Here is a 25,906-nt window from a genome sequence, read left to right on the forward strand (position 1 = left end):
CCGCGCGGCCCGCGCCCCTGCCGCACCCGTCGCAACGACCCGCCGAACCCACCGTTCGATCCGCCCGAGGAGCACCCCTGATGACCAGCACCACCTCCACCCGCACCCTCACCGTGACCGCCGGCACCCTCGACCTCACCGTCACCGTCGACGAGCCCGACACCCCCGGGCCCGACGCGCCCCGCACCTTCCTGATGCTGCACGGCGGGGGCGGCCCGCAGACCGTCGCGCCCTTCGCCGCCCGGCTCGCCGCCGAGCGACCGGCCCGGGTGATCACCCCGGTCCACCCCGGCTTCGGCGGCACCGCCCGCCCCGCGTGGCTGAGCAGCCCGGCGGGCCTCGCCGAGGTCTACGCGGCCCTGCTCGACGCGCTCGACGTCCGCGACGCCACCGTGGTCGGCAACTCCGTCGGCGGCTGGATCGCCGCGGAACTCGCGCTGCTCGGCAGCGCACGCGTCCGCGGGGTGCTCCTCGTCAACGCCGTCGGCATCGAACTGCCCGGCCACCCCGTCGCCGACACCTTCCCGCTGACGCCCGTCGAACTCGCGCGGCTGTCCTTCCACGACCCGTCGAAGTTCCGCTTCGACCCCTCCGCGCTCACCGACGAGCAGCGCGCGGTCGCCGCCGCCAACCGGGTCGCCCTCGAGGTCTACGCGGGCCGCGAGATGAACGACCCGACGCTGCGCGAGCGGCTGGCGAAGGCGGCGCAGCCGACGCTCGTGGCGTGGGGCGAGAGCGACCGCATCGTGGACGCCGAGTACGGACGCGCCTTCGCCGCGGCCATCCCGGGCGCCGGGTTCCGCCTGCTGCCCGGCACCGGGCACATGCCCCAGGTCGAGACGCCCGCCGAGTTCCTGCCGGTGGTCTGGGAGTTCGCCACCGCGCGCGGCTGACCGCGGCCGCGCCGGAAACCGGAAAGGCGCGGAGGGCATCCTAGAACAGCACCCCGCACGTACCAGGGGAAAATGCCAGAACTCCTCGAACGGGGCGGCGCGGTGCGTAACTTGACTCCTCACCGCCCGGCCGGGCGGCGGCCCGACGGGCCCTGCACCGAGGGGAGTCGCGTGTCCGGGAACCACACGTACCTGCGCGGGGCGGTCACGCCGCCGCGGCCGAGCGCACCCCCGCCCGGCCCACCCGCCCGCACCGCCCCGAAACCGCGGGGGGCGCGCGGATGACGGCCGCGACACCCGCCGGGGGACAACTGCCCGAGGCGCCCGACGCATGGCAGCGGATCATGGCGCACGAAGCCGACGTACGCGACGAGTTGGGCCGCCTGCTGTCCCGGCTGCCCGACGCCACAGGGGCGGTCGCGGCCACCGCGGACGGGCTGCTCATCGCCCACGAGGCCCCCGACGCGCCCGCCGAGGCGCTCGCCGCGCTCAGCTCCGCCGGATTCGGCATCGGGCTGCGGCTGGCCGGGACCGGCGGCGACGACTCCTTCCACGAACTGCTGGTGAGCGCCGAACACGGCTGCGTCGCGCTCTACCCGGCGGGCCCGTCCTGCGTCCTGGCCGTCCTGGCCGGGCCGCACCCGGACCTTCAGCGGCTGCACACCGCGGCCCGCGCCACCGCCGACCTCGTCGCGGACCTGCTCGCCGCAGCCGGCGCGGACCTGGAGGTGTGAGGACCGCGGGCCGTGGGCGTCCCCGGCCGGTCAGGCGGCGGGCTGCTCCGCGGGCGGGGTGCCGGCCTCCGGCACCGCCGCCTGGGCGCCGGTGCCGTCGCCGTCCGGCGGGGGCGGCGCGTCCAGCCGGGCCCAGATGCACTTCCCGCGCTCGGTGTAGCGGGTGCCCCACTGCGCGGCCATCATCGCCACCAGTTGCAGGCCGCGGCCGAACTCGTCGTCCAGCAGCGGGTGCCGCACCCGCGGGGTGGCCTGCGAGCCGTCGTACACCTCGCAGATCAGCGCGTGCTCGATCCGCAGCAGCCGCAGCCGTACGAAGCCGCCGCCGGCCGTGTGCGGCTCGGGGGACTCGTCCAGGCCCAGCCCGATCCGCAGGCTCAGTCCGCCCTCCAGCCCGAGGCCGCCGAGGTCCTCCAGCCCCGGGCCCTCCGCCGGCCCGGCCGCCGCCTCCTGCGGGGGCTGCGGCACCAGCCCGACCGCGTGCCGCACCGTGTTGCCGATCAGCTCGCTGACGATGAGGGTGGCCGCGTCGGTCAGGTCGTCCAGGTGCCAGGACGCCAGCTCCGCCGCGGTCAGGTCCCGGGCCCGGCCCGCGGACTCCGGTGCCCACGGCAGGTCCCACGCCGACATCCGGTCCGCCGGCACCCGCTCGGTGCTCAGCGCCAGCAGCACCGCGTCGTCCTGCCGGTACGGGTCCGGCGGCAGCTGCGCCACCACCGCGTCGCACAGCGCGGCCAGCCACCGCCGCGCCGGCCCGCCGCCGGCCGGCAGCGGCTCGGCGGCGGCGTACCGGCCGACCGCCTCGGTCAGCTCCTCGGCGTCCGGCGCCCGCGAACCGAGCAGCCCGTCGGTGTACAGCACCAGCACGGTGCCCTCGGCGAGGACGGTCTCGGTGACCTGCGCGGGCACCTGCGCCATTCCCAGCGGCGGCCCGCTGGGAATGGTGAGCCGCCGCGCCCGCCCGCCCGGCTCCAGCGCGATCGGCGGGGCGTGCCCGGCGCTGGCGATGCTGCACGACCCGGACGTGGGGTCGTAGAGCGCGAGCAGGCAGGTCGCGCACACCACCGGGTCGTCGACGCGCGGCGCGAGGCGCACCACCACGTCGTTGAGGTGCGCCATGATCTCGTCCACCGGCATGTCCAGGGCCGCCACGGTCAGCGCCGCGTGCCGGATGATGCCCATCGCGATCGCCTGCTCCAGGCCGTGGCCCAGCACGTCGCCGATCACCGCCAGCGTCCGGCCGCCCGGCAGCGCGATCGTGTCGTACCAGTCGCCGCCCAGCTCCTGGCCGTCGGCCGTACGGTAGCGGGCCACCGCGCGCAGGCCCACCGTGTCCGGCAGCCGGCCCGGCAGCAGCTCCTGCTGGAGGCGCTCGGCGCGGTGCCGGGCGCTCTCGTAGAGCCGCGCGTTGCCCAGCGCCTGGGCGATGATCACGCCCACCGTGCCCAGCAGCGTCTTGTCGTCCTCGGTGAAGGGCCGCGACGCGCTCCAGCCGATGACGCACGACCCGACCGTGCGGTCGCCGACCGCCAGCGGCAGCACCGCCCACGCGCCCACCCCGTCCAGCTCCGCCAGCCGGCCCAGCAGCCACGGCGCCGTGCCGGGCGCCGCCTCGCCCGCGGCTGCCGCGGCGGCCGGCCGGTCGGCACGGGAGACGAAGCGCGGCTGGTCGGTGACGCCCGGCCCGCCCGCCGGGGCCGCCACGCCGCCGAAGCCGGGGCCCGCCGCACGCTCCTGCTGCCGCCGCTCCGCCTGCCGCAGTTGCAGCTCGTGCACCTCCTCGACCAGCGCGGGCACGAAGCCGACGTCACCGATCAGCCGCGGCGACGCCCCCGTCAGATCGTGCACCACCAGGCCGTCCGCCCGCACCAGCGGCAGCACGTGCCGCACCACCGCGGCCACCACGTCCTGCGTGTTGAGCGCCCGGACCAGCGCCGCGTTGAGGTCCGCGACCTGCCGGCCCCGCGCGGCCGCGGCCTGCTCCGCACGGCGCCGCTCGGTGGTGTCGGACATCTGGATCGACATGAAACCGCCGATCTCCACCGCCCTGACCAGGTAGGACGCCGAGCCGCGCGGCGCCGGCCGGTCCACGTCGACCTCCATGGTGGCCGCGGAGCCGGGCGCGGCCCGGGCCCGGTCCAGCAGCTCGGGCAGGCCCCGGTCGCGCAGCAGCGGCTCGGCGTCCCACGGGGTGCGGCCGGTGGGCGCCCCCGCGCTGTCGCCGCCGAGTTCGCGGGCGGCCAGGTTCGCCCACTGCACCCGGTCGTCCGCGGCGACCACGTAGATCGGGTCCGGGTTCAGCTCCAGCAGCCCGGCCAGCCACTCCAGCTGGCTGCGCCGGGCGGTGACGTTCCACACGGTGCCCACCAGCCGGATCGCGCGGCCGTTCCCGCCGCGTTCGCACGCGGCCCGCAGCTCCAGCCAGTTGACCCGGCCGGCGCGGTCCAGCACGCGGTGCTCGACCGCGTACGGCCGCCCGTCGCACAGGGACTCCTCGATCGCCTCCTGCACCGCGGGCCGGTCGTCGGGGTGGATGCGCTCCATCCACGACTCGATCCGGTGGTCCCAGGCGCCCGGCTCCAGCCCCGCCAGCTCCACCAGGCCCTCGGAGACCTCGTCCATGTCGACCAGCCCGCTGTCCAGGTCCCAGCTCCAGGTCCCGACGCTGATCTCCCGCCGCACCTGCCCGGCCGCGCTCTGCGGCTCCTGCCACCAGGGCGCCGTGCCGCTGCGCCACCGCCGGGCCACCGGCAGCCGCACCCCCACCAGCGCCGCCACGTCCGCCAGGAACCGCTGCCGGTCCGGCCCCGGCTCCCGCTCCAGCAGCACCGACAGCACCCCCACCGACGCGCCGTCCACCGGGATCGGCGCCGACAGCACCCCGCACGCCCGCAGCCCCGCCGCCATGCCGCCCGCGCCGCCCGGACCCGGCTCGGGCCAGTGCGGCGCCCACTGCACCTGCCGCCGCTCCATCGCGCGCACCGGCGCCAGCCGGTGGTCGCCGGGCTGCTCCCAGGCGCGCGCCACCGGGTCGGGCACGCCGCTGGCCGCGGCCAGCCGCAGGGTGCCGTGCTCGGGGCCGACCAGGTGCGCCAGGCCGCCGACCCCGCCCAGCGCCGCGACGCACTGCTGCACCGCCAGCCGCAGGATCTCCGTCTCGCCCAGGCCCTCCGTGGCGTCCAGCACCGCCAGTCGCAGCGCGTCGGTGGCACCGGCCGGCGCGGCGCCGTCGCCCTGCGCGGGACCGCTCATCGCCACACCTGCCTCAGCTCGCTCCGGGCCGCCGGCCGTTTCGCCCCGAAGGTCACGGTACGAGCCCGCCGCGGTAATCTCTCGCCGCGCGCACGCAGCCGAAGCGCCCGGCCGCAACCGCGGGCGCCCGCCCGCCGCCGTGCACGCGCCGGCCCGGGCGCCCCCGCGTGCCCGCCGCGACCTGGGCCATCCGGCTGACAGCGGCCCCGGCCGCCCCCGCGCCCGCGGACGCCGGAACGGCGGGGTGTGCTGGGGGCCTACGAGCCCGCGCTGCCCAGGGTCAGGCTCCAGGACGTCGGCGCGGTGTCCTGGATGTGGCCGTCGACCGGTGCCGCGCCGGTCGGGCCGACATCGTCGTAGGGGAAGGCGTACCCGATCGAGGCGTACTGGTGGACCAGCCGTGCGTAGTGGTTGGTCACCGGGTCCTGGTAGTAGCCGGACGCGCTGACGCCGTCGGGCTGGTTGTCGCCGCCGGACACCAGCAGGGAGCTGCGGTTGAGGGCGGCCGCCAGCCGTGCCGCGACCGCGCCGCGCGCGTCGGACCCGGAGTTGTACAGCGGCCCGCTGGCGCAGCCGAAGATGTCCGCCGCGCTCGGCCTGGTGAACGGCACGCCGTCGTCGTCGAGCCCGGAGAAGACGAACGCGTCACCGGACACCGTGCCGGAGTAGGTACCGGAGCTGCCCTGGGCGTTGACGGTCAGCGGGGTGGACGCGTAGTGGCTCCACACCGCGTCCAGGTAGGAGTCCCAGTAGCCGCCGAAGTCGGTCGGCGCGTGGGACGGCGCGAGCACCCGCAGCGGGGCGCCGCCGGAGCCGGTGGCGACCAGCTGGTCCCAGGGCGCGCCGTCGCTGGCGTGCTGGGCCGTGAGACCGGAGGCGATGGAGGCGAGCGCGCCGTCCGGCAGCGGGCTGACCGACTGGTTGCCGCCCGCGCCGGTGCTGGCCATCGCGATCGGCAGCGACACCATGTCGACGTAACTGATGTTGGCGTAGAGGTTGGCGCTGTTGAAGGTGAACTCGGCGAACGTCCACTGGGTCTGCCAGTTGGGGTCGGAGCTGGTGAACCCCGGCTGGACCAGGCCCGGTACGCCGCCGTCCGCGCCCGGCGGGTTGACGAAGAACTGGATGCGGTCGCCGATGGAGAACCAGACGCGGCCGCCGATCACGTAGTCCTGGAGCGTGACCGTGGTCGCCGCCGAGCCCGAACCGCCCAGCGGTATCGCGTAGTCGGGCGTGGGGGTGAGCACCGACGACGGGCTGGGCAGGCGGTTGAAGGCGCCGTCGGCGCCGACGAAGCCGGGCCAGCCGGAGTCGTCGGCGCCGCTGATGTACGCGTAGACGGTGTCGCTGCCCGACTTGTTGGCGAGCGAGACCGGCAGCGAGACGCCGGCCGCCGACGCGTGGGGCGTGAGCGCGGCGAAGCCCGCCGCCGAACCGGCGGCGGCGACCAGGCCGGTGGCACCGATCCGTTTGACGAATGAACGTCGAGAGAGCACTGACTCCTCCTGCGGGGTGGGGGCGCGGGCGGGGCGCTGCCGCGGCGCGGACACCGTGGCGGCACCCCGCCCGCGAACCCGTCGGTAGGAATGCGAGGTTCCACTATTGGCCTGAACCAAAGGCGGAGACAAGGGGGTCGGGAGATCGCGTTCCGTTGTGCAGGGGGTGTGCGGGGCTGGTGTTACTGCGACACGCGGACGTAGTCGACCAGCATCTTCTGCGGGAAGACCGAGGTGGCGTCGGGTGCGCCGGGCCAGTCGCCGCCCACCGCGTTGTTGAGGATCAGGTAGAACGGGTGGTCGTAGATCCACGGCCCCCTGGTCTGCTCCAGGTTGGCCTTGTCCACGGTGAAGAACGCGGTGCCGTCCACCGAGAACGTCATGTGGCTGGAGTCCCAGTCCAGCGCGTAGGTGTGGAAGGCCGAGGCGAAGTCGCTGCCGGCGACGGTGTAGGGCGAGCCGTCGCCGTTGCCGCCGTTGTAGGCGGGCGCGTGCAGCGTGGAGTAGACCGAGTCCGGCACCTTGCCGACGTGCTCCATGATGTCGATCTCACCGCACTGCGGCCACGGCGTGCCGGTCTTGAAGTTCGAGCCCAGCAGCCAGAACGCCGGCCACAGGCCCTGCGTGCCGCTCACCTTGATCCGGGCCTCCACGTGCCCGTAGGTGAAGTTGAAGTGGTCGGAGGTGTTGATCCGGCCCGAGGTGTAGCCGGTGGAGGTCTTGTCGGCCTCGATCACCAGGTCGCCGTTGCCGTCCATCTTCGTGTTGTCGCCGTTCGTGTACGTCTCCAGCTCGCCGTTCTGCCCGGTGCCGGGGTCCTGGCTCCACTTGGTGGCGTCCGGCTCGGTGCCCGCGGCGCCGTTGAACTCGTCGTCGAAGACGACCTTCTCCGGGCTGCCGGGGTTCGGCGGCGCGGCCGGCGGCGGCGTCGGGTCGCCGCCGGTGCCGTACACGTCGAAGTCCCACAGCGAGTAGCCGTAGCCGTTGCTGCGCGCGGTGCCGTACATCCGCACGTAGCGGCCGGTGCCGTCGACGGAGAGGGTCTCCTTGAAGCCCTTGCCGGTGGTGGTGGAGTAGATGCTGGTCCAGTCGGTGCCGTTGGCGGAGGTCTGGATCTGGTACGCCGTCGCGTACGCCGGGTCCCACTGGAGGACGACCTGCGTGATGTGCGCGCTCGCGCCCAGGTCCACCTGGAGCCAGCCCGGGTCCACCCAGCCGTTCACGTCGCTGGTCGCCCAGCGGGTGGCGGAGTCGTGGTCGAAGGCCTTCGCCGGGGTGCAGCCGCCGCAGTTCGCGTCGTCCTGGTAGCTGGAGGCGGTGGCGGGCTTGCCGTAGGACAGCAGGGTGGAGCCGGGGGGAGTGGTGCCGCCGTCCCCGCCGCCCGTGCCGCCGTCGCCGCTGCCGCCGGTGAAGACCTGGAACTCCCACAGCGAGTAGCCGTACTGGGTGGCCCGCGCGGTGCCGTACATCCGCACGTAGCGGCCGGTGCCGGACAGGGTGATCAGCTCGGTGCCGCCCTTGCCGGTGGTGGTCGAGTAGGCGCTGGTCCAGGTGGTGCCGTCGGTGGAGACCTGGATCTGGTACGCCGTCGCGTACGCGGTCTCCCAGCTCAGCTGGACCCCGCAGACCGGCTGCGAGGAGCCCAGGTCGACCTCGAGCCACTGCGGGTCGGCGGCGGCGCTGGACCAGCGGGTGCCGTTGTCGCCGTCGACCGCCGCGGAGGCGGGGGTGCCCGCGTTCTCGGTGGAGGAGGCGGTGGCGGTCTTGTGCAGCGCCGCGTTCGTGGTGGAGCAGGCGGTGCCGGTCGCGCCGGCGGTGCCGTACACCTGGAACTCCCACAGCGACACGCCGTACTGGGTGGCGCGCTGGGTGGTGTAGAGCCGGACATAGCGCCCGGAACCGTTTACGGAAACCGTCTCGGTGCCGCCCTTGCCGGTGGTGGTCGAGTAGGCACTCGTCCAGGTGCTGTCGTCGGCGGAGGTCTGGATCTGGTAGGCGGTCGCGTACGCGGTCTCCCAGCGCAGCGTGACGGAGTCGAGGGTGGCACTGGCGCCCAGGTCGACTTCGAGCCACTGGGGGTCGGCGGCGGCGCTGGACCAGCGGGTGCCGTTGTCGCCGTCGACCGCCGCGGAGGCGGGGGTGCCCGCGTTCTCGGTGGAGGAGGCGGTGGCGGTCTTCCCCTGCGACAGCAGGGCGCCGGCCGCGCGGGCCGGGGTCTGGGTCGCCACCAGCGCGCACGCGGCGATCAGCGCCGCGACGCACGCGAGGACGAGGGAGCGGGAGAAGCGTCTTGGGGTGGGGGGTGCGAGCACGAGTGGGGGGTTGCCGGTCACGACCGTCTCCTGGAAGTGGGTGGCGTGGACGGGGAGTTGGGAGAGCGCTCTCTGATTGCTGTGATGATTACGGCGCTGTTGCCGACCCGTCAAGAAAGTGAACGAGATTGGCTCGCGGGGCGCCGGGTGCGTGCAAGACCTGACGCGGCGGCAGGTGTGGCGGCCCTCCAGCGGGTAGGGGAGTGCGGGGTGGCCGCGCCGTCCATGCGGGGCGGCGCCCGCCCGGTCCGCCCGCGCGCCCTCGCGTGCCCGGCGCGGATCGACCCTAGGCTGGCCCACCAGGCGGTCAGCGGAGCCGGAGACACCGAGAGCGGGAAAGTACACGCGATGCCCGACGTACCAGAGCCGATGGTCAAGCTGGTCCGCTGGACCGCGGAGCCGGTGGCGGCGCAGATCGGCCGCTCCACGACGGCGGCGGTCATCTCCTACGTCGTCGCGGTGTGGCTGCTGCCGCAGCCGGTCCCGCTCACCGCGCCGCTGACCGCGCTGCTGGTGGTGCAGGTCACCTTGTACTCCACCTTCATGACCGGCATCCGGCGGGTCAACGCGGTCGTGGTCGGCGTGGTCATCGCGATCGCCTTCAGCTCGCTGGTCGGGCTGAGCTGGTGGAGCCTGGGCCTGATCATCCTCACCGCGCTGCTGGTCGGACGGGTGGTGAAGGTCGGGGAGTTCGAGGCCGAGGTGGCGATCTCGGCGATGCTGGTGCTGGGCGTCACCAAGGTGGCCTCCACCGCCTGGGACCGGATCTACGAGACGCTGATCGGCGCCGCGGTCGGGCTGCTGTTCAACCTGCTGTTCGCGCCGCCGGTATGGGTGCAGTCCGCGGGCGGCTCGATCGAGGCCATGGCCCACCGGATGGGGCGGCTCTTCCGCGACATCGGCGGCCAGGTCGCCGGGCACCTGCCGGTCGAGCGGGCGGCGGCCCGGCTGCACGAGGCGCGCCGGGTCGACCACGACATCAGCGAGGTGGACGCGTCGCTGCGGCAGGCCGAGGACAGCCTGCGCTTCAACCCGCGGGTGCGCGAGGGGCTGCTGTCCCGGGTGGCGCTGCGCACCGGCCTGGACACCCTGGAGATCTGCGCGGTGGTGCTGCGGGTGCTCTCGCGCACGCTCACCGACCTGGCGAAGAAACGTACCGACGAGACGCTCTTCGCCCCGGAGATCGGTGAGGAGCTGGAGCGGCTCTTCGACCATGTGGCCGCCGCCGTGGAGAGTTTCGCGGTGCTGATCACTACGCAGGTCGCCGCCAGCGCGCAGACCGCGGAGGACGGGCTGACGCAGGCGCTCGTCGACGCCGGCGAGGCCCGCGACAAGGTGGCGGACCTGCTGCTGGCCGGGGTGCAGTCGCATCCGAGGCAGTGGCAGCTGCATGGCGCGCTGCTGGCGGAGGTGGACCGCATCCTGGACGAACTGGCCGTGGAGAAGCGCTCCGAGCGGCTGGTGGAGGAGCTGGACCGGCAGTCGAGAGAGCTGAGCGAGCGGCATCCGCGGCTCGTGATGCTCAGCCGCCGGCTCCGCGGAAAGACGGTCATACAGCGCGCGTCGGCTCCGGTCCGGGCGGCCCTCCGCAGGCAGTCCGGCTCGGACGGCTGAGCCCGGCGCGGGTGCGGGCGCGCGCCCGCACCCGTACCCGTCAGCGCCCCCGCCCCGCCCGGGTCCGTACGCGCCCGCGCGCGGCGGCGGTCCGGCCTGCCCGCACGTGAATCTCTGCTGTCGCAAGGATGGACGCCGCCGTAGCACGTCTGTAACACTCTGCCACACCCGCGCAAATTATGAGCAGATCCACGATGGATCGGTGTTACAGGGTCGCAACTTCGCGGTGTTGGCCCGCATGTTTCGGATCGTGCACGCAGTGAGTCTCCTTTTCCGGACCACGACACGTAAGGGACGCCCATGAGACCCAAGCGCTCCATTCCACGGCTGGTGGCGGGGGTGACCGCCGCCGGCCTGCTCCTGCTGGGCGTGCAGGCGCTGCCCGCCGCCGCCGCGGCCAGATCGGCACCGGTGGCGGCGAAGTCCGCCGCCGCGAGCAGTACCGACGGGACGCACACCGCCGCCCGGCTGGACGACGGCAACCAGGGCACGTACTGGGAGAGTTCGGGCCGGAAGCTGCCGCAGTGGGCGCAGGTCGACCTCGGCGCGGACCGGGTCGTCGACCAGATCCGGCTGAAGGTGCCCGCCTCCTGGAGCCGGCGCAGCGAGACCATGGCGCTCCAGGGCAGCGAGGACGGGACCGGCTTCAGGACGCTGGTCACCTCCGCCTCCTACACGTTCGACCCGGGCCGGGACAACACGGTCACGGTGTCCTTCCCGGCGCAGAAGGCCCGCTACATACGCGCCGAGGTGTCCGCGAACACCGCGGGGAAGACCGCTCAGCTGTCGGAGCTGACCGCGCTCGCGGCCGCCGCCTCCACCGACAACCTCGCCGCGGGCCGGCCCACCGCCGAGTCGGGCCACAACGACGTCTACCCGTCGGGCAACGCGGTGGACGGTGACGCGAACACCTACTGGGAGAGCACCAACAACGCCTTCCCGCAGTGGCTGCGGGTGGACCTGGGCAGCGCGGTCCCGGTGAACAAGGTCGTGCTGAAGCTGCCGCCGGCCACCGCGTGGGCGGCCCGCACCCAGACGCTCGCGGTGCAGGGCAGCACCGACGGCAGCACCTTCTCCGACCTGGCCGCCTCCGCCGGGTACACCTTCGACCCGGCCACCGGGAACACCGTCACCATCACCTTCGACACGGCCACGGCCCGCTACGTGCGGCTGAACGTCACCGGCAACACCGGCTGGCCGGCCGGCCAGATCTCCGAGTTCGAGGTGTACGGGCCGACCACCGGCGACACCCAGGCGCCTTCGGCGCCGACCGGCCTGGCCTACACCCAGCCCGCCTCCGGCCAGGTCAAGCTGACCTGGAACGCGGCCACCGACAACGTCGGCGTCACCGGCTACGACATCTACGCGAACGGCACCCTGCGCAGCTCGGTGAGCGGCACCACCCTGTCCTACACCGACAGCCAGGCCGACACCGCCACCGTGACGTACACCGTCAAGGCGCACGACGCGGCGGGCAACCAGTCCGCGGCCAGCAACAGCGTGACCCGTACCGGTACCTCGGGCGACACCCAGGCGCCCTCGGCGCCGACCGGCCTGGCCTACACCCAGCCCGCCTCCGGCCAGATCAAGCTGACCTGGAACGCCGCGAGCGACAACGTGGCCGTCACCGGCTACGAGGTCTTCCGCAACGGCACCAAGGCCGCCACCACCGCCGGCGACACCCTCGCCTACACCGACAGCCAGCCGGACACGGCCACGGTCACGTACTACGTCCGGGCCGTGGACGCGGCGGGCAACGAGTCGGCGAACAGCAACACCGTCACCCGCAACGGCACCTCCCCGCCCACCGGCGGCACCAACCAGGCCGTCGGCAAGCCGATCACCGCCTCCTCCACGGTGCAGACCTATGTCGCCGCGAACGCGAACGACGACGACGTGACCACCTACTGGGAGGGCAGCGGCACCAGCTCGCTGACCATCCAGCTCGGCGCGAACGTGGACACCAGCCAGGTCGTGGTGAAGCTCAACCCGTCCAGCGCGTGGAGCGCGCGCACCCAGACCATCGCGGTCGACGGCCGCGAGCAGTCCGCGACCGGCTTCAGCCCGCTGGTGGCGGCCAAGCAGTACAGCTTCGACCCGGCCACCGGCAACAGCGTCACGATCCCGGTGTCCGCGCGCGTCGCCGACGTGCGGCTGACCTTCAGCGCCAACTCCGGGGCGGGCGGCGGCCAGGCCGCCGAGGTCCAGGTGATCGGGGTGCCCGGGCCCAACCCGGACCTGACGGTGAGCGCGCTGACCGCCTCGCCCGCCGCCCCGGTCGAGACCGACCCGGTCACGCTCGCCGCCACCGTGAAGAACACCGGCACCGACGCCGCGGCGGCCACCGACGTCAACTTCTACCTCGGCACCACCAAGGTCGGCAGCGCGAAGGTCGGCGCCCTCGCGGCCGGCGGCAGCACCACGGTCACCGCGGCGATCGGCGCCCAGAACGCCGGCAGCTACCAGCTCACCGCGAAGGTCGACGAGGCCAACGCCGTGATCGAGCAGAACGAGACGAACAACAGCTACACCGCGCCGAACCCGCTGGTGGTCAAGCCGGTCGACAGCTCCGACCTGGTGCCGGTCACCGCCTGGTCGCCCGGCCACCCGTCCGCCGGCCAGAGCGTCGGCTTCACCGTCGCGATCCGCAACCAGGGCACCGTCGCCGCCGCGTCGGGCGCGCACGCCGTCACCGTCTCGGTGCTCGACGCCGCCAGCGGCGCCGTGGTGAAGACCCTCACCGGCTCCTACAGCGGCGCCATCGCCGTCGGCGCCACCACCGCCCCGGTGGACCTGGGCAGCTGGACGGCCGCCGACGGCAAGTACACCCTGAAGACCACCGTCGCGGTCGACACCAACGAAGTCTCGACCAAGCAGGCCAACAACACCGACAGCCAGGCGTTCTTCGTCGGCCGCGGCGCCAACATGCCGTATGACGCCTATGAGGCGGAGGACGGCACGGTCGGCGGCGGCGCCACCGTACTCGGCCCCAACCGCACCATCGGCGACCCGGCCGGCGAGGCGTCCGGCCGCGAGGCGGTGCACCTGGGCGGCGCCGGCCAGTACGTGCAGTGGACCACCCGGGCGGCCACCAACACCCTGGTCACCCGCTTCAACATCCCCGACGGCACCGACTCCACCACGCTGGACGTCTACGTGGACGGGACCCTGCTGAAGACGATCAGTCTGACCTCGAAGTACGAGTGGCTCTACGGCGACGAGACGAGTCCCACCAACTCGGCCGGCTCCGGCGGGCCGCGGCACATCTACGACGAGGCGAACGTGATGCTCGGCACCACCGTGCCGGCCGGTCACACCATCAGGCTCCAGAAGGACGCGGCGAACACCGCGGCCTACTACAACATCGACTACATCGACCTGGAGCAGGCCACCGCGACGCCGAACCCGGACCCGGCGAAGTACGTCGTGCCGGCCGGCTTCACCCAGCAGGACGTGCAGAACGCGCTGGACACCGCGCGGCAGGACACCACCAAGCTCGGCGTCTACCTGCCGGCCGGCACCTACCAGACCGCCAACAAGTTCACCGTCTACGGCCGGGCGATCAAGGTGATCGGCGCGGGCCCGTGGTTCACGCAGTTCACCACGCCGCAGACCCAGGAGAACACCGACGGCGGCTTCGCGGTGCAGAGCACCGCGGACGGCTCGACCTTCACCGGGTTCGGCTTCTTCGGCAACTACACCAGCCGGATCGACGGCCCCGGCAAGGTCTTCGACCTCACCGGCGTCTCCGACCTGACGATCGACAACCTGTGGATCGAGCACACGATCTGCGGGGTGTGGGCGACGAACGTCGACGACTCGCACTTCACGAACCTGCGCATCCGCGACACCTTCGCCGACGGCGTCAACCTGACCAACGGCTCCACCGGCAACACCGTCAGCAACGACGAGGCCCGGTCCACCGGCGACGACAGCTTCGCCCTGTTCCCGGCGATCGACAACCACAACGAGCAGGAGACCGGCAACACCTTCACCAACCTCAGCGTGCAGACCGTGTGGCGCGCCGCGGGCCTGGCGGTCTACGGCGGTGGCGGCAACACCTTCAGCAACCTCTACATCGCCGACAGCCTCACCTACCCCGGTGTGACGATCGGTTCGCTGGCCTTCGGCGGCATCCCCGCCCTGGGCTTCGAGTCCTCGCCCACCACGAACTTCGCGGACATCACGCTCGCCAGGGACGGCGGCCACTTCTGGGGCGCCCAGGTCTTCCCGGCGCTGTGGATCTACTCGGCGGAGTTCACGATGCAGGGTCTGCGGCTGAGCGACATCGACATCAGCGACCCGACGTACGCGGGCGTGATGTTCCAGACCAAGTGGAACGGCAGCACCCCGCTCAACCCCATCAAGGACACCACCATCACCAACCTGTCGGTGACCGGCGCGCACAAGAGCGGCGACACCTACGACGCGAAGTCCGGCTTCGGCCTGTGGGCCAACCCGCAGCCGGAACCCGGCCAGGGCCCGGCCGACGGATCGGTGACGATCAACGGCCTGACCGAGAGCGACAACGCGGTGGACATCGAGAACACCACGTCCACCTTCACCATCAACGTCACCCAGTAGAACCCCGGCACACACCCCTGGGCGTGCCCGCGTTCGCACCACGAGCGCGGGCACGCCCGCGTGGCGGTCACGGCTGCCGGGCGGGCCGGGCGGGAAGAATGCGAGCGCTGCGGGCATTGCCCCCGCAGTGACCTTCCCGCCCTGTTCCCGTCTGGAGATCCGATGAACACCGCTGAAGTCCTCGCCGACGCCTACGGCCGCATCAAGGAGGTCGTGCACGCCGCCGTCGACGGCCTGACCGCCGACGAGTTGGCCGCACGCCTGGACGACGAGGCCAACTCGATCGGCTGGCTGGTCTGGCACCTCACCCGGGTCCAGGACGACCACGTCGCCGAGGTGGCCGGCCGCGAGCAGATCTGGACCGCCGAGGGCTGGCAGCAGCGCTTCGACCTGCCCTTCCCGGCCGGCGCGATCGGCTACGGCCACAGCGCCGCCGAGGTCGGCCAGGTCCGCGTCGCCGACCCGGAGCTGCTGACCGGCTACTACGACGCCGTGCACGCGGCCACCCTCGACTACCTCGGCGGCCTGTCCGACGCGGACCTGGACGAGGTCGTCGACGAGCGGTGGACCCCGCCGGTCACCCTCGGGGTGCGGCTGATCAGCGTGATCGGCGACGACCTCCAGCACGCCGGGCAGGCCGCCTACGTGCGGGGCGTGCTGCTGCGGCGCCGCTGAACCGAGGCCGCCGGACCGCGCCGGAAAGGGGGGAGTGCGCCGCCTCGCGCGTGCGCTCCCCGCACCCCGTCGACGCCGCCGAACCGCCCTGCACGGCAGTGATGTTGAATGATAGAGTTTTACTTAACCTAAGTTAACTAACGGCTCTCTCTCCGGGTGGGGTGTGACCGCCGCATGGCGACCGAAGAAGACTCGACGACCCGAATACAGCGGAGATCCCCGCGTATCGCCGCCGACCATCCGCACTACAAGTGGGTGGCCCTGTCCAACACGACGCTCGGCATGCTCATCGCCACGATCAACTCCTCGATCGTGCTGATCTCGCTGCCGGCGATCTTCAACGGCATCCGGCTGGACCCGCTCCAGGCCGGAAACGTCAGCTACCTGCTGTGGATGCTGATGGGCTACATGCTCGTCACCGCGGTCCTGGTCGTCACCCTCGGCCGGCTCGGCGACATCCTCGGCCGGGTCAAGATCTACAACGCCGGCTTCCTGATCTTCACCATCACCTCGGTGATCCTCTCCGTCGACCCGATGCACGGCGGCGGCGGCGCCCTGTGGCTGATCGGCTGGCGCGTCGCGCAGGCCGTCGGCGGCTCCATGCTGATGGCCAACTCCGCGGCCATCATCACCGACGCCTTCCCGGCCAAGCAGCGCGGCATGGCGCTCGGCGTGAACATGGTGGCCGGCATCGCCGGCTCCTTCATCGGCCTGGTGCTCGGCGGCCTGCTCGCCGAGTGGAACTGGCGCTCCATCTTCTGGGTGAACGTACCCATCGGCCTGATCGGCACCGTGTGGGCCTACCGCTCCCTGCACGACACCGGCATCCGCCGCCCCGCGAAGATGGACTGGTGGGGCAACATCACCTTCGCCGTCGGCCTGACCGCCCTGCTCGCCGGCATCACCTACGGCATCCAGCCCTACGGCGGCCACACCATGGGCTGGACCAACCCCTGGGTGCTCGCCGGACTGATCGGCGGCGCCGCGCTGCTCGTGGTGTTCTGCCTGATCGAGTCCCGCGTGGCCGAGCCGATGTTCCCGCTCAAGCTCTTCCGCAACGCGGCCTTCGCCGGCGGCAACGCGGCCACCCTGCTCGGGTCCATCGCCCGCGGCGGCCTCCAGTTCATGCTGATCATCTGGCTCCAGGGCATCTGGCTGCCGCTGCACGGCTACAACTACGCCGACACCCCGCTGTGGGCGGGCATCTACCTGCTGCCGCTCACCGTCGGGTTCCTCGCCGCCGGCCCCGTCGCCGGCGCCCTGTCCGACCGCTACGGCGCCCGGCTCTTCGCCGCCGCCGGCTTCGTGGTGATGGCCGGCTCCTTCGCCGGGCTGCTGCTCATCCCGACGAACTTCAGCTACTGGGTCTTCGCGCTCGTGGTCTTCCTCAACGGCCTCGGCGGCGGCCTGTTCGCCGCGCCCAACACCTCGATCATCATGGCGAGCGTGCCTGCGGAGTCCCGCGGCGCCGCCTCCGGCATGCGCGCCACCTTCCAGAACGCGGGCATGGTGCTGTCCATCGGCGTGTTCTTCTCGCTCATGGTCGCCGGGCTGGCCCGCTCGCTGCCCCACACCCTCAGCACCGGCCTGACGGCCCAGCACGTACCCGCGGCCAGCGCCCACCAGGTGGCCAACCTGCCCCCGGTCGGCACCCTGTTCGCGGCGTTCCTCGGGTACAACCCGATCCAGCAGCTGCTCGGCCCCGACCTGCTGGGGAAGCTGCCCAAGGCCAACGCGCAGACCCTCACCGGGCGGGAGTTCTTCCCGCACCTGATCTCCGGGCCCTTCCACGACGGCCTCGTCGTGGTGTTCGCCCTCGCGATCGTGATGTCCTTGGTCGCGGCGGGTGCGTCCCTGATCCGCTCCCGCAAGGTGCCCGAGCAGCAGGGCTGAACCGTACGGCCGAAGGAGGCGTCCCCGCCATGACCGAGCACGAAGGGCGCGGGGGCGCCTCGCCGTCCGCTGTCGCCCTGATCGTCGCCCGCCTGTACCGCCAGCTCGCCCAGGCGTCCGCGGACGACCTCAACCTCACCTACGCCCAGCTGTCCGCGCTCGCCCGCATCGAGCAGTTCGGGCCGATCCGGCTCGGCGAGCTCGCCGCCCGCGAGCAGGTCTCCGCGCCCGCCCTCACCCGCACCGTCCGGCCGCTCGCCGCCGCCGGGCTCATCGGCAAGGAGGCCGACCCCGCCGACGGCCGCTCCTTCCTCGTAAGCATCCACGAAGAGGGCCGCGCCCTGCTCGAACGCATCCGCCGCGAGCGCGCCGAACTCCTCGCCCGCCGCATGGCCCGCCTCACCCCCGCCCAGCACGCCCACCTCACCGCCGCCCTCCCCGTCCTCGAACAACTCCTCACGGAGGGCCCCCATCCGACGGTCAGCCCCGCTGAGCACCGTCAGGGACCTCGGTAGGTCGCGGGACGGGTGGGACAAGGCAGCCTCAGACGCTGCGCTGGGAGCCCGGCTCCAAGGGAGGGGAGGAGAAGCCGCAGTTGGGCGCGCACTGCGGCTCCGCCGTGTCCGGGGCGCCCTCGGCGAGCACCGTCCGCGAGGGTACGAGGAAGGCGGCGAGCGCGGCGCCGGCCGCGCACAGCCCCGCGCAGATGCCCATCGCGCGGCCGAACGCCGCGTTGACCGCGTGCGCGGAGGTGTACGCGTGGTCGGAGAGCCCGACGGCGAGCGGGAGCGCGGCCACCACGAGGAGTTGGGCGACCCGGGCCGCCGCGTTGTTGACGCCGCTGGCGACCCCCGCGTGGTCCACCTCGACCGACGCGAGCACCGTCGCGGTCAGCGGCGCCACGAACAGGCTCATCCCCAGCCCCTGGACGACGACCGCGGGCAGCACGTCCACCAGGTAGGAGGACGTGCCCGGCGAGATCCGGGTGAGCAGCAGCATGCCCGCGGCGGCGACGAGCGGCCCGGCCGTCAACGGCAGCCGCGGCCCGATCCGTTGGGAGAGCGCACCCGCGGGCGCGGAGAGCAGCAGCATCAAGGCGGTGACCGGCAGCGTCGCCAGGCCCGCGCGCAGCGCGCTGTACCCGGCGGCGATCTGGAGCTGCACCGGCAGCAGGAAGAACACCCCGCCGATCGCCGCGTACAGGCACAGCGTGACCACGTTCATCGCCGTGAACAGCCGGGAGGAGAAGATGTCCAGCGGCAGCATCGGGTGCGCCCGGACCCGTTCGGTGCGCAGGAACGCCGCCCCGCACAGCACCCCCGCGAGCACCGGCAGCCCCACGCCCAGCAGCGAAGGACGGCTGGACGCGGAGATCAGCGCGTACGTGATCCCGGCCAGGCACAGCGCGGCCAGCGCCGCCCCGGCCACGTCGAACGACCCGGACGCCTGCCGGTCCCGGCTCTCCGGCACGTGCCGCGCGGCGATGAGCAGGACCACGGCGCCGAGCGGCACATTGATGAAGAAGATCCACCGCCAGCCCGGCCCGTCCACCAGCCAGCCGCCCAGGAACGGCCCGACCGCGCCCGCCACCCCGCCCAGGCCCGACCACGCGCCGACCGCCTTCGCCCGGTCCTCCGGGCGGAACGTGGACTGCACCAGTGCCAGCGAACCCGGCGTCAGCAGCGCCCCGCCCACGCCCTGCAGCGCCCGGGAGGCGATCAGCATGCCGGCGTCCTGCGCGATCGCGCACAGCGCGGACGCCAGCGCGAACCACACCACGCCGACGGTGAACACCCGCCGCCGCCCGTACCGGTCGCCGAGCCCGCCGCCGAGCAGGATCAGCCCGGCCAGCGTCAGCAGATAGCCGTTGACCGTCCACTGCAACGCCGCCAGCGACGCGCCGAGGTCCTCGCCGATGCGCGGCAGCGCGATGTTGACGATGGTGCCGTCCAGCATCGCCATGCCCGAGCCGAGCACCGAGCAGGCCAGCACCCACCGGCCCGCGGACGACGCCAGCCGTACCCCGCCCGGTGCTGCCGGCAGTCCAGCCGTGGCCATCGCCTCCGCCTTCCGTCCGGCGCCCGCCGAAGCGTCACCATCGTAGGCCCGGCGGGCGGACGGGGGATCTGCGGCGGGGCCGTGTCGGCCCGGCGGCGTGCGCCGGGCGAGAATGGACGGGCAGGTCAGGCCGCCCCGCACGGCCGCACGACCCCCGACAGCCCGCAGTGAGAAGGAGTGCAGGATGCCGCACGAGCGCGCCGGAACCCCCGCCCGCCCGGAGGACCTGGTCGACGTCCCCCGGCTGGTCACCGCCTACTACGCCCTGCACCCCGACCCGGCCGAGCCCGGGCAGCGGGTGGCGTTCGGCACCTCCGGCCACCGCGGCTCGGCGCTGGACACGGCGTTCAACGAGGACCACATCGCCGCGACCAGCCAGGCCATCTGCGAGTACCGCGCCGCGCAGGGCACCGACGGCCCGCTGTTCCTGGGCGCCGACACGCACGCGCTCTCCGAGCCCGCCCGGGTCACCGCGCTGGAGGTCTTCGCCGCCAACGGCGTGACCGTCCTGATCGACGCCGCCGACGGCTACACCCCGACCCCGGCCGTCTCGCACGCCGTCCTCACCCACAACCGCGGGCGCACCGCCGGCCTCGCGGACGGCGTCGTCGTCACCCCCTCGCACAACCCGCCGCGCGACGGCGGCTTCAAGTACAACCCGCCCACCGGCGGCCCGGCCGGCTCCGACGCCACCGGCTGGGTCCAGGACCGCGCCAACGCGCTGATCGCCGACGGGCTGCGCGAGGTGCGCCGCATCCCCTACGCCCGGGCGCTGGCCGCCGACACCACCGGCCGCCACGACTTCCTCGGCGGCTACGTCGACGACCTGCCCGGTGTCCTCGACCTGGACGCGGTGCGCGCCTCGGGCGTCCGGATCGGCGCCGACCCGCTCGGCGGCGCCTCCGTCGACTACTGGGGCGCGATCGCCGAACGCCACCGCCTCGACCTGACCGTGGTCAACCCCCACGCCGACCCGACCTGGCGGTTCATGACGCTCGACTGGGACGGCAAGATCCGGATGGACTGCTCCTCGCCGTACGCCATGGCGTCGCTGATCGCCCGCAAGGACGAGTACGCCGTCGCCACCGGCAACGACGCGGACGCCGACCGGCACGGCATCGTCACCCCCGACGGCGGGCTGATGAACCCCAACCACTACCTCGCGGTGGCGATCGACTACCTGGTCGGGCACCGCGACCAGTGGGACCGGGGGCTGGCGATCGGCAAGACCCTGGTCTCCTCCTCGATGATCGACAAGGTGGTGGCCGGGCTCGGCCGCACCCTCACCGAAGTGCCGGTCGGCTTCAAGTGGTTCGTGGACGGGCTGCTCGGCGGCACCCTCGCCTTCGGCGGCGAGGAGTCCGCGGGCGCGTCGTTCCTGCGCCGCGACGGCAGCGTGTGGACCACCGACAAGGACGGCATCCTGCTGGCGCTGCTCGCCGCCGAGATCACCGCCGTGACCGGCCGCAGCCCGTCCGCGCACTACGCCGAGCTGACCGGGCGGTTCGGCACGCCCGCCTACGCCCGGATCGACGCGCCCGCCGACCGCGAGCAGAAGGCGGTGCTGGCCAAGCTCTCGCCCGACCAGGTGCCCGCCCGCGAGCTGGCCGGCGAACCGGTCACCGCGGTGCTCACCGAGGCGCCCGGCAACGGCGCCCCGCTCGGCGGCATCAAGGTCTGCACGGACAGCGCCTGGTTCGCCGCGCGCCCGTCCGGCACCGAGGACGTCTACAAGGTCTACGCCGAGTCCTTCCAGGGACCGGAGCACCTGGCGCGGGTGCAGGAGGAGGCCAAGGCGATGGTCTCCGGCGTGCTCGGCGGCTGACGGCCCGCCGGCCGGAGGCCGTGACAGGTCGCAGGGCGGGGGCGGCCCGGGCGCGGATGTCCCGGGCCGCCCCTGGTGCTCGGGGCGGCTGTGCGCCGGGCTGCCCCTCCGCCGGCCGCGCACGGCCCCGCCTACGCCAGCTGCGCCGCCTGGAGCCCGGCGTACGCCCCGCCGCGGCGCAGCAGTTCGGCGTGCGAGCCGATCTCCACGATCCGGCCCTCGTCCATCACCACGATCCGGTCGGCGTTCCTGATCGTGGACAGCCGGTGCGCGACGACGAAGACCGTACGGCCCTTGACCAGCCGGCCGAGCGCCTGCTGCACCAGGGCCTCCGAGCGGGAGTCGAGCGCGGACGTCGCCTCGTCGAGCACCAGCACCCGCGGGTCGCGGATCAGCGCCCGGGCGATGGCGAGGCGCTGCTTCTGCCCGCCGGACAGCCGGGCGCCGCGCTCGCCGACGACGGTGTCCAGGCCCTGCGGCATCCGGTCGATGAACTCCGTCGCGTTGGCGTCCCGCAGCGCCGCCCGGACCCGCTCGTCGGGCACGTCGGCCATGCCGTAGGTGACGTTGTCCCGGACGCTGCCCTCGAAGAGGATCGACTCCTGCGGCACCACCGACAGGAAGCTGCGGTAGTCGCGCAGGTCGAGGGCCTCCATGTCGACACCGTCCAGCAGGATGCGGCCGCCGGTCGGCCGCAGGAAGCCGATCACCAGGTTCAGCACCGTGGACTTCCCCGCGCCCGAGCCGCCGACCAGCGCGATCGTCTCGCCGGGGCGCACCTCCAGGTCGAAGCGGTCCAGCGAGGGCCGGTCGCTGTCGGGGTAGGTGAAGGTCACGTCGCGGAACTCGAACCGGCCCAGGACGCCGGCGACTTCGGCCTTGCCGTCGTTCTGCTCCAGGTCGGGCGCCTGGAGCACCTCGCCGATCGAACGCACCGACTCCAGGCCTTTGCCGATCTGCGGGGCGAGCGTCAGCAGCGTGGTCACCGACCCGGTGAGGCTGGAGAAGTACGCGGAGAGCATCACCACGGTGCCGGGGGTGACGCTGAACCAGCCGTAGTACGCGACCAGCGCGGAGCCGGCCAGGCAGGCGACGCCGATGGTGTTGAGCAGAATCCAGGCGAGCGAGCCGAACCAGCCGTTGAGCCGGTCCAGTCGCAGCCCGGCGTGCAGCACCTCGCCCAGGGTGCGGTCCATCCGGTGCAGGGCGGTGTCCTCCAGGCCGTGCGCCCGGGTGATCGGGATGAGCGTGGTCATCTCGCTGACCCGTGAGGAGAGTTGCTCGACCTGCTGCCGGAAGAGTTCGTTGCGGTCCTTGATCCGGCGGCGCAGCCTGACCACGAGCGCGGCGGAGGCGGGCACCACGACCAGGTAGACCGGCAGGAACACGGGTGCCTGGATGCCGATGACCACCAGCCCGCCGGACAGGGTGGCGATCGCCGCCAGTCCGTTGTCCGCGGTCTGCTGGGCGGCGGTCTCGATGGTCTCGACGTCCCGGACCACCTTCGTCTGGAGCACGCCCGCGCTGACCCGGGAGTGGTAGCCGATCGACAGCTGCTGCATCCGATGGCACAGCGCGCTGCGCAGCCGGGTGCCGGTGCGCCGGACCGAGCCCTGCATCAGGTGCACATAGGCGAGGTTGAACGGCGGGTTGAGCACGAGGATCACCAGCAGCACCGCCGAGTTCCACCACAGGACGGAGATCGGCTCGTGCTTCACCACCACGTCCACGACGTTGGCGGTGATGAGCGGCAGCAGCCACACGGGCGCGTGCTTGGCGAGGAACGCGGCGACGGCGACGCCGACGCGGCGCCGGTCGGGGTGGAAGAGGTAGAGGAGGGTACGGAGGGGGTGCTCGCCACGGTAGCGGTGGCTGAGCGTGCCTTGCGGCAACGCCATTGCGGGGCTCCTCGGATCACGGCTTCGCGGTGATACGGCAGGGTGCGGTACGGGAGCGGCACGGCACGGGCGGGCTTCGGCGCTGAAGCGGGCGTGCGGGATGTGCGCGCGTACACCTTAGGGGTGAGGAGCCGAGCTGCCACCGGCCGTGCGGTGTCGTCCCTGGCCGCGGGGGCGCGGAAACCGATCGACCGGGGCGCGGTGGCTGGTGGTGGGGCCCCGGCCGGCGGCCCGAGGAGGGGTGCCGCCGGCCGGGGACGGCGGGTCAGCGCGGGCCGGCGCCGACGGGGCCCGCGCTCGCGGCGGTGCGGGAGGCCGGGCGCGCCTTGCGGTAGAGCAGCGCGCCGCCGAGCAGCAGCGCGGCGCTGGCGCCGGCGGTCCAGCCCAGGCCGTCGGCGCCGGTGTGGGCGAGGGAGGGCAGGGCCGAGGAGTCGGCGGTGTCGGCCATGTCCGCCCGGTCGTTCGGCGGCGCGGGGTTCGGCTGGTGGGCCGGCGGCGGGGGAGTGGCGGTGCGGGGCGGAGTGCTGCTGTTGACCGCGGTGTTGCCGAAGGCAGGGTTGCCGATGCCCACCACGTTGACCGAGTTGCCCGAGATGTTGACCGGGACGTCGACCGGCAGTTGGAGGGAGTTGCCGGACAGCACGCCGGGGGAGCCGGTGGCGTGGGAGGCCGCGTGGGCGCCCCCGGTGGAGTGGGAGCCGGCGGTGCCGGACTCGTCGGCCGGCTTCCCGGCGTGCTTGGCGGGCCGACCGTCGGTGGAGGCCTTCGACGCGGGGGCCGCCGGGGCCGCCGGGACCGCCGCCGTCGACGAGCCGGACGAGGTGTTGGCGCAGGTGTTGCCGAAGGTCGGGTTGAGCAGCCCGACCACGTCGACGGTGTTCCCGCACGCGTTGACCGGCACGTGCACCGGCACCTGCACCGAGTTCCCGGACAGCACCCCCGGCGAGCCCGCCGCCTGCGCCCCGGCCCCGGCGTCCGCCTGCGCGGCCCCGGCGGAGGCGAGCACACCGCCCGCGACCATCGCCGTGACCAGTCCCTTTCGGGCGACCTTGTTCATACCCTCACTGCCTTCCGGAACATAGCGAGCGCTATGCCCGCACCGGGGACAACGCCCGCACACGCCCGATCGAGTCGCATCCACCCGCCTTTTCATTCCAACGAGTGATGCCCCACTGGCACCCCCTGCCGCCTGCCGCTATGGGCGGATGGCCTGCGGCGGCCGCGAAACGCCAGGTCAATGGCGGCCCAGGGAAAAGGGCATGGATGTTCCATGACCTCGGGGGGAAAGGGGGAGCGGCGCCCGCGGGCCGGTCGGCGCCGGTGGCGGCTCGCGGGGTGGGACCGGTCGTCGGGACTCCCGTTGCCGGGGTCCGTACCGGTGAGGTGTGCGCGGGCGGCGGGTCGCGTGGACGTGCGCGACCCGCACCCGCGGGGTCGCCGTCCGGTACTCCGTCGTCCGGTCGGTGCGTCAGACTTCGTTCGGTGCTGCGGTGTTGAAGGGGCGGTCAGGCCGCGCTGGCGTCCTGCGCCGGGGTCGGGTCGAACGGATCGACCGCGATCGTGTCGATGTGGCGGCGCGCGGCTGCGAGCGCGGCCCCGATCTCCCGGGTGCCGGTCGAGACGCACAACGTGTACGTGGTGTCCTGCAACTGCTGCCGTACCAGGGGGTCCACGCCCTCCGCACGGTCCGACCCGTCCGCGCGGCCCTCGTCGACGACGGCACGGAGCGTCTCGTAACGCTCCACCAGGTTGCGCAGGACGGTCGGGTGGGCCATCAGCATGAGTTCGCTCCTCGGGGGTCGGTGAAAACGCCACACACGAGGGCCGTTTGCCCGATCCTGACCGCCGCATGCGAAATTCACGCCGAATTTACGTCGATTCGCGCATGAGACGCGTCACAGAACGGCCTGCTTCGGACACCCGTGGGTCGGCCGGGAGTTGCGATGTGCGTGAGGCCGGAAGCCGCCGACAGCCGCTGCCGGCCCGCCCGTTGCCGCCCTGACGGCAGGGGCCCGCCCCCGGAGGTCGTCCGGGCGGCGGGCGCCGCTCACGGGTCCGCGTCAGTCGATGCTGCGCAGGATGTGCGTCTCGCTGGGGTCGTCCTCGTATCCGGCGAGCCGAATCGGCGCGCACCTGGACCAGACGTCCAGCGGGCGCTCCTCCTCCAGCAGGGACGTGCCGTCCCGGTCGCGCCCGGGCTTGCTGTCCTCACCGTCGTTGCGGGTGAACCTGTCTGCTGACACCGCGCACTCCTTAGCGTCGCGTGGTCCGGTAGCGCCGGACGCGGCCGAACCGCGTCGCGTCATGGCGCCCGGGGGGAAGTCCTTCTCTGTCGGGCGGTGCGGACGCGGTGGCGCCTGATGCCGGTGCCGGAAGTGCAGCCGAGTCGGCGACGGATTCCGGGACGGGCCGCGGGGCCAGGTACTTCCCCGACAGCCTGCTCGTCCCGTTCAGCCTATGCCGCCGTACGCTCCGCCACCACCCGGTTTCGATCCGCATCCGCCACCCGGGTGGACGCGTCACCCGTGCGCCCACCCGGCGGACCCGCCGGTCCCCCGTCCGGCCCAGGTTGCTACGGTTTCGCGTGCTCAACAGCGAAGAAGACGACCGCGCCACCGCCGAGCCGACCGGCCCCGACACCGCGCCCGGCAGCGGCCCCGAGACCGCGCCCG

At 73.3% G+C, this 25,906-nt stretch carries 16 protein-coding genes; 8 read left to right on the forward strand and 8 right to left on the reverse strand.

Features of this window, described 5'->3' with window-relative positions; translation table 11 throughout:
* Nucleotides 1-80 precede the first annotated feature (80 nt).
* Together AC3ERT_RS00260 and AC3ERT_RS00265 are read left to right on the forward strand one after the other, a co-directional pair.
* A complete protein-coding gene (locus AC3ERT_RS00260; protein ID WP_435128022.1) occupies nucleotides 81-893 on the forward strand; it encodes an alpha/beta fold hydrolase in 813 nt (270 codons plus the stop codon).
* Nucleotides 894-1,174: 281 nt separating this feature from the next.
* A complete protein-coding gene (locus AC3ERT_RS00265; protein ID WP_435128020.1) occupies nucleotides 1,175-1,627 on the forward strand; it encodes a roadblock/LC7 domain-containing protein in 453 nt (150 codons plus the stop codon).
* Between the two features lie 30 nt (nucleotides 1,628-1,657).
* Here the strand turns inward: AC3ERT_RS00265 and AC3ERT_RS00270 are convergent, their stop codons facing one another.
* The 3 genes from AC3ERT_RS00270 to AC3ERT_RS00280 all read right to left on the reverse strand — a co-directional run bounded on the left by AC3ERT_RS00270 (nucleotide 1,658) and on the right by AC3ERT_RS00280 (nucleotide 8,687).
* The gene (locus tag AC3ERT_RS00270; RefSeq protein ID WP_435128018.1) at nucleotides 1,658-4,879 is read right to left on the reverse strand and encodes a SpoIIE family protein phosphatase; all 3,222 of its coding nucleotides are present in this window, start codon (nucleotides 4,877-4,879) and stop codon (nucleotides 1,658-1,660) included.
* 257 nt (nucleotides 4,880-5,136) lie between these two features.
* On the reverse strand, nucleotides 5,137-6,375 hold the full coding sequence (locus AC3ERT_RS00275) for a beta-1,3-glucanase family protein (protein ID WP_435128016.1): 1,239 nt from the start codon (nucleotides 6,373-6,375) through the stop codon (nucleotides 5,137-5,139).
* Nucleotides 6,376-6,557: 182 nt separating this feature from the next.
* Nucleotides 6,558-8,687 (reverse strand): discoidin domain-containing protein, encoded by a 2,130-nt coding sequence (locus AC3ERT_RS00280; RefSeq protein WP_435172328.1) that lies wholly within the window; start codon nucleotides 8,685-8,687, stop codon nucleotides 6,558-6,560.
* A 348-nt stretch (nucleotides 8,688-9,035) separates the two neighbouring features.
* Here AC3ERT_RS00280 and AC3ERT_RS00285 point away from each other — a divergent pair, with 348 nt between their 5' ends.
* From AC3ERT_RS00285 to AC3ERT_RS00305, 5 genes are all read left to right on the forward strand, one after another.
* The gene (locus AC3ERT_RS00285; RefSeq protein ID WP_435172069.1) at nucleotides 9,036-10,301 is read left to right on the forward strand and encodes an FUSC family protein; all 1,266 of its coding nucleotides are present in this window, start codon (nucleotides 9,036-9,038) and stop codon (nucleotides 10,299-10,301) included.
* 300 nt (nucleotides 10,302-10,601) lie between these two features.
* Nucleotides 10,602-14,885 (forward strand): discoidin domain-containing protein, encoded by a 4,284-nt coding sequence (locus AC3ERT_RS00290; protein WP_435172071.1) that lies wholly within the window; start codon nucleotides 10,602-10,604, stop codon nucleotides 14,883-14,885.
* Between the two features lie 162 nt (nucleotides 14,886-15,047).
* Nucleotides 15,048-15,560 carry a mycothiol transferase gene (locus AC3ERT_RS00295; RefSeq protein WP_435172073.1) on the forward strand — a complete coding sequence of 171 codons (513 nt, stop codon included), beginning with the start codon at nucleotides 15,048-15,050 and terminating at the stop codon, nucleotides 15,558-15,560.
* A 174-nt stretch (nucleotides 15,561-15,734) separates the two neighbouring features.
* The gene (locus tag AC3ERT_RS00300) at nucleotides 15,735-17,453 is read left to right on the forward strand and encodes an MFS transporter (RefSeq protein ID WP_335976219.1); all 1,719 of its coding nucleotides are present in this window, start codon (nucleotides 15,735-15,737) and stop codon (nucleotides 17,451-17,453) included.
* A 29-nt stretch (nucleotides 17,454-17,482) separates the two neighbouring features.
* A complete protein-coding gene (locus AC3ERT_RS00305; protein WP_435128007.1) occupies nucleotides 17,483-17,968 on the forward strand; it encodes a MarR family winged helix-turn-helix transcriptional regulator in 486 nt (161 codons plus the stop codon).
* A gap of 28 nt (nucleotides 17,969-17,996) precedes the next feature.
* Here AC3ERT_RS00305 and AC3ERT_RS00310 read toward each other — a convergent pair whose 3' ends face one another.
* Entirely contained in the window at nucleotides 17,997-19,511 is a 1,515-nt protein-coding gene (locus AC3ERT_RS00310) for a DHA2 family efflux MFS transporter permease subunit (RefSeq protein ID WP_435172075.1), read from the reverse strand.
* Nucleotides 19,512-19,695: 184 nt separating this feature from the next.
* Here AC3ERT_RS00310 and pgm point away from each other — a divergent pair, with 184 nt between their 5' ends.
* Complete coding sequence (gene pgm / locus AC3ERT_RS00315) at nucleotides 19,696-21,336, forward strand: phosphoglucomutase (alpha-D-glucose-1,6-bisphosphate-dependent) (RefSeq protein WP_435128003.1); 1,641 nt, start codon at nucleotides 19,696-19,698, stop codon at nucleotides 21,334-21,336.
* A gap of 131 nt (nucleotides 21,337-21,467) precedes the next feature.
* Here pgm and AC3ERT_RS00320 read toward each other — a convergent pair whose 3' ends face one another.
* The 4 genes from AC3ERT_RS00320 to AC3ERT_RS00335 all read right to left on the reverse strand — a co-directional run bounded on the left by AC3ERT_RS00320 (nucleotide 21,468) and on the right by AC3ERT_RS00335 (nucleotide 25,477).
* Nucleotides 21,468-23,234: an ABC transporter ATP-binding protein gene (locus AC3ERT_RS00320; RefSeq protein WP_435172077.1), complete on the reverse strand. Its 1,767-nt coding sequence runs from the start codon at nucleotides 23,232-23,234 to the stop codon at nucleotides 21,468-21,470.
* Between the two features lie 265 nt (nucleotides 23,235-23,499).
* Nucleotides 23,500-24,291 (reverse strand): chaplin, encoded by a 792-nt coding sequence (locus AC3ERT_RS00325; protein WP_435127999.1) that lies wholly within the window; start codon nucleotides 24,289-24,291, stop codon nucleotides 23,500-23,502.
* Between the two features lie 448 nt (nucleotides 24,292-24,739).
* A complete protein-coding gene (locus AC3ERT_RS00330; protein ID WP_335976233.1) occupies nucleotides 24,740-25,015 on the reverse strand; it encodes a DUF5133 domain-containing protein in 276 nt (91 codons plus the stop codon).
* Between the two features lie 279 nt (nucleotides 25,016-25,294).
* On the reverse strand, nucleotides 25,295-25,477 hold the full coding sequence (locus tag AC3ERT_RS00335) for a hypothetical protein (protein WP_435127997.1): 183 nt from the start codon (nucleotides 25,475-25,477) through the stop codon (nucleotides 25,295-25,297).
* Between the last annotated feature and the right edge of the window lie 429 nt (nucleotides 25,478-25,906).

Source organism: Actinacidiphila sp. bgisy145 (assembly GCF_057708125.1).

Bases quoted from the DNA above. Each gene is read 5' to 3' on its own strand.
- AC3ERT_RS00295 (WP_435172073.1), top strand. From the start codon at position 15,048: ATGAACACCGCTGAAGTCCTCGCCGACGCCTACGGCCGCATCAAGGAG.
- pgm (WP_435128003.1), top strand. From the start codon at position 19,696: ATGCCGCACGAGCGCGCCGGAACCCCCGCCCGCCCGGAGGACCTGGTC.
- AC3ERT_RS00260 (WP_435128022.1), top strand. From the start codon at position 81: ATGACCAGCACCACCTCCACCCGCACCCTCACCGTGACCGCCGGCACC.
- AC3ERT_RS00270 (WP_435128018.1), bottom strand. From the start codon at position 4,879: ATGAGCGGTCCCGCGCAGGGCGACGGCGCCGCGCCGGCCGGTGCCACC.
- AC3ERT_RS00265 (WP_435128020.1), top strand. From the start codon at position 1,175: ATGACGGCCGCGACACCCGCCGGGGGACAACTGCCCGAGGCGCCCGAC.
- AC3ERT_RS00285 (WP_435172069.1), top strand. From the start codon at position 9,036: ATGCCCGACGTACCAGAGCCGATGGTCAAGCTGGTCCGCTGGACCGCG.
- AC3ERT_RS00325 (WP_435127999.1), bottom strand. From the start codon at position 24,291: ATGAACAAGGTCGCCCGAAAGGGACTGGTCACGGCGATGGTCGCGGGC.
- AC3ERT_RS00330 (WP_335976233.1), bottom strand. From the start codon at position 25,015: ATGCTGATGGCCCACCCGACCGTCCTGCGCAACCTGGTGGAGCGTTAC.
- AC3ERT_RS00290 (WP_435172071.1), top strand. From the start codon at position 10,602: ATGAGACCCAAGCGCTCCATTCCACGGCTGGTGGCGGGGGTGACCGCC.
- AC3ERT_RS00305 (WP_435128007.1), top strand. From the start codon at position 17,483: ATGACCGAGCACGAAGGGCGCGGGGGCGCCTCGCCGTCCGCTGTCGCC.
- AC3ERT_RS00320 (WP_435172077.1), bottom strand. From the start codon at position 23,234: ATGGCGTTGCCGCAAGGCACGCTCAGCCACCGCTACCGTGGCGAGCAC.
- AC3ERT_RS00300 (WP_335976219.1), top strand. From the start codon at position 15,735: ATGGCGACCGAAGAAGACTCGACGACCCGAATACAGCGGAGATCCCCG.
- AC3ERT_RS00310 (WP_435172075.1), bottom strand. From the start codon at position 19,511: ATGGCCACGGCTGGACTGCCGGCAGCACCGGGCGGGGTACGGCTGGCG.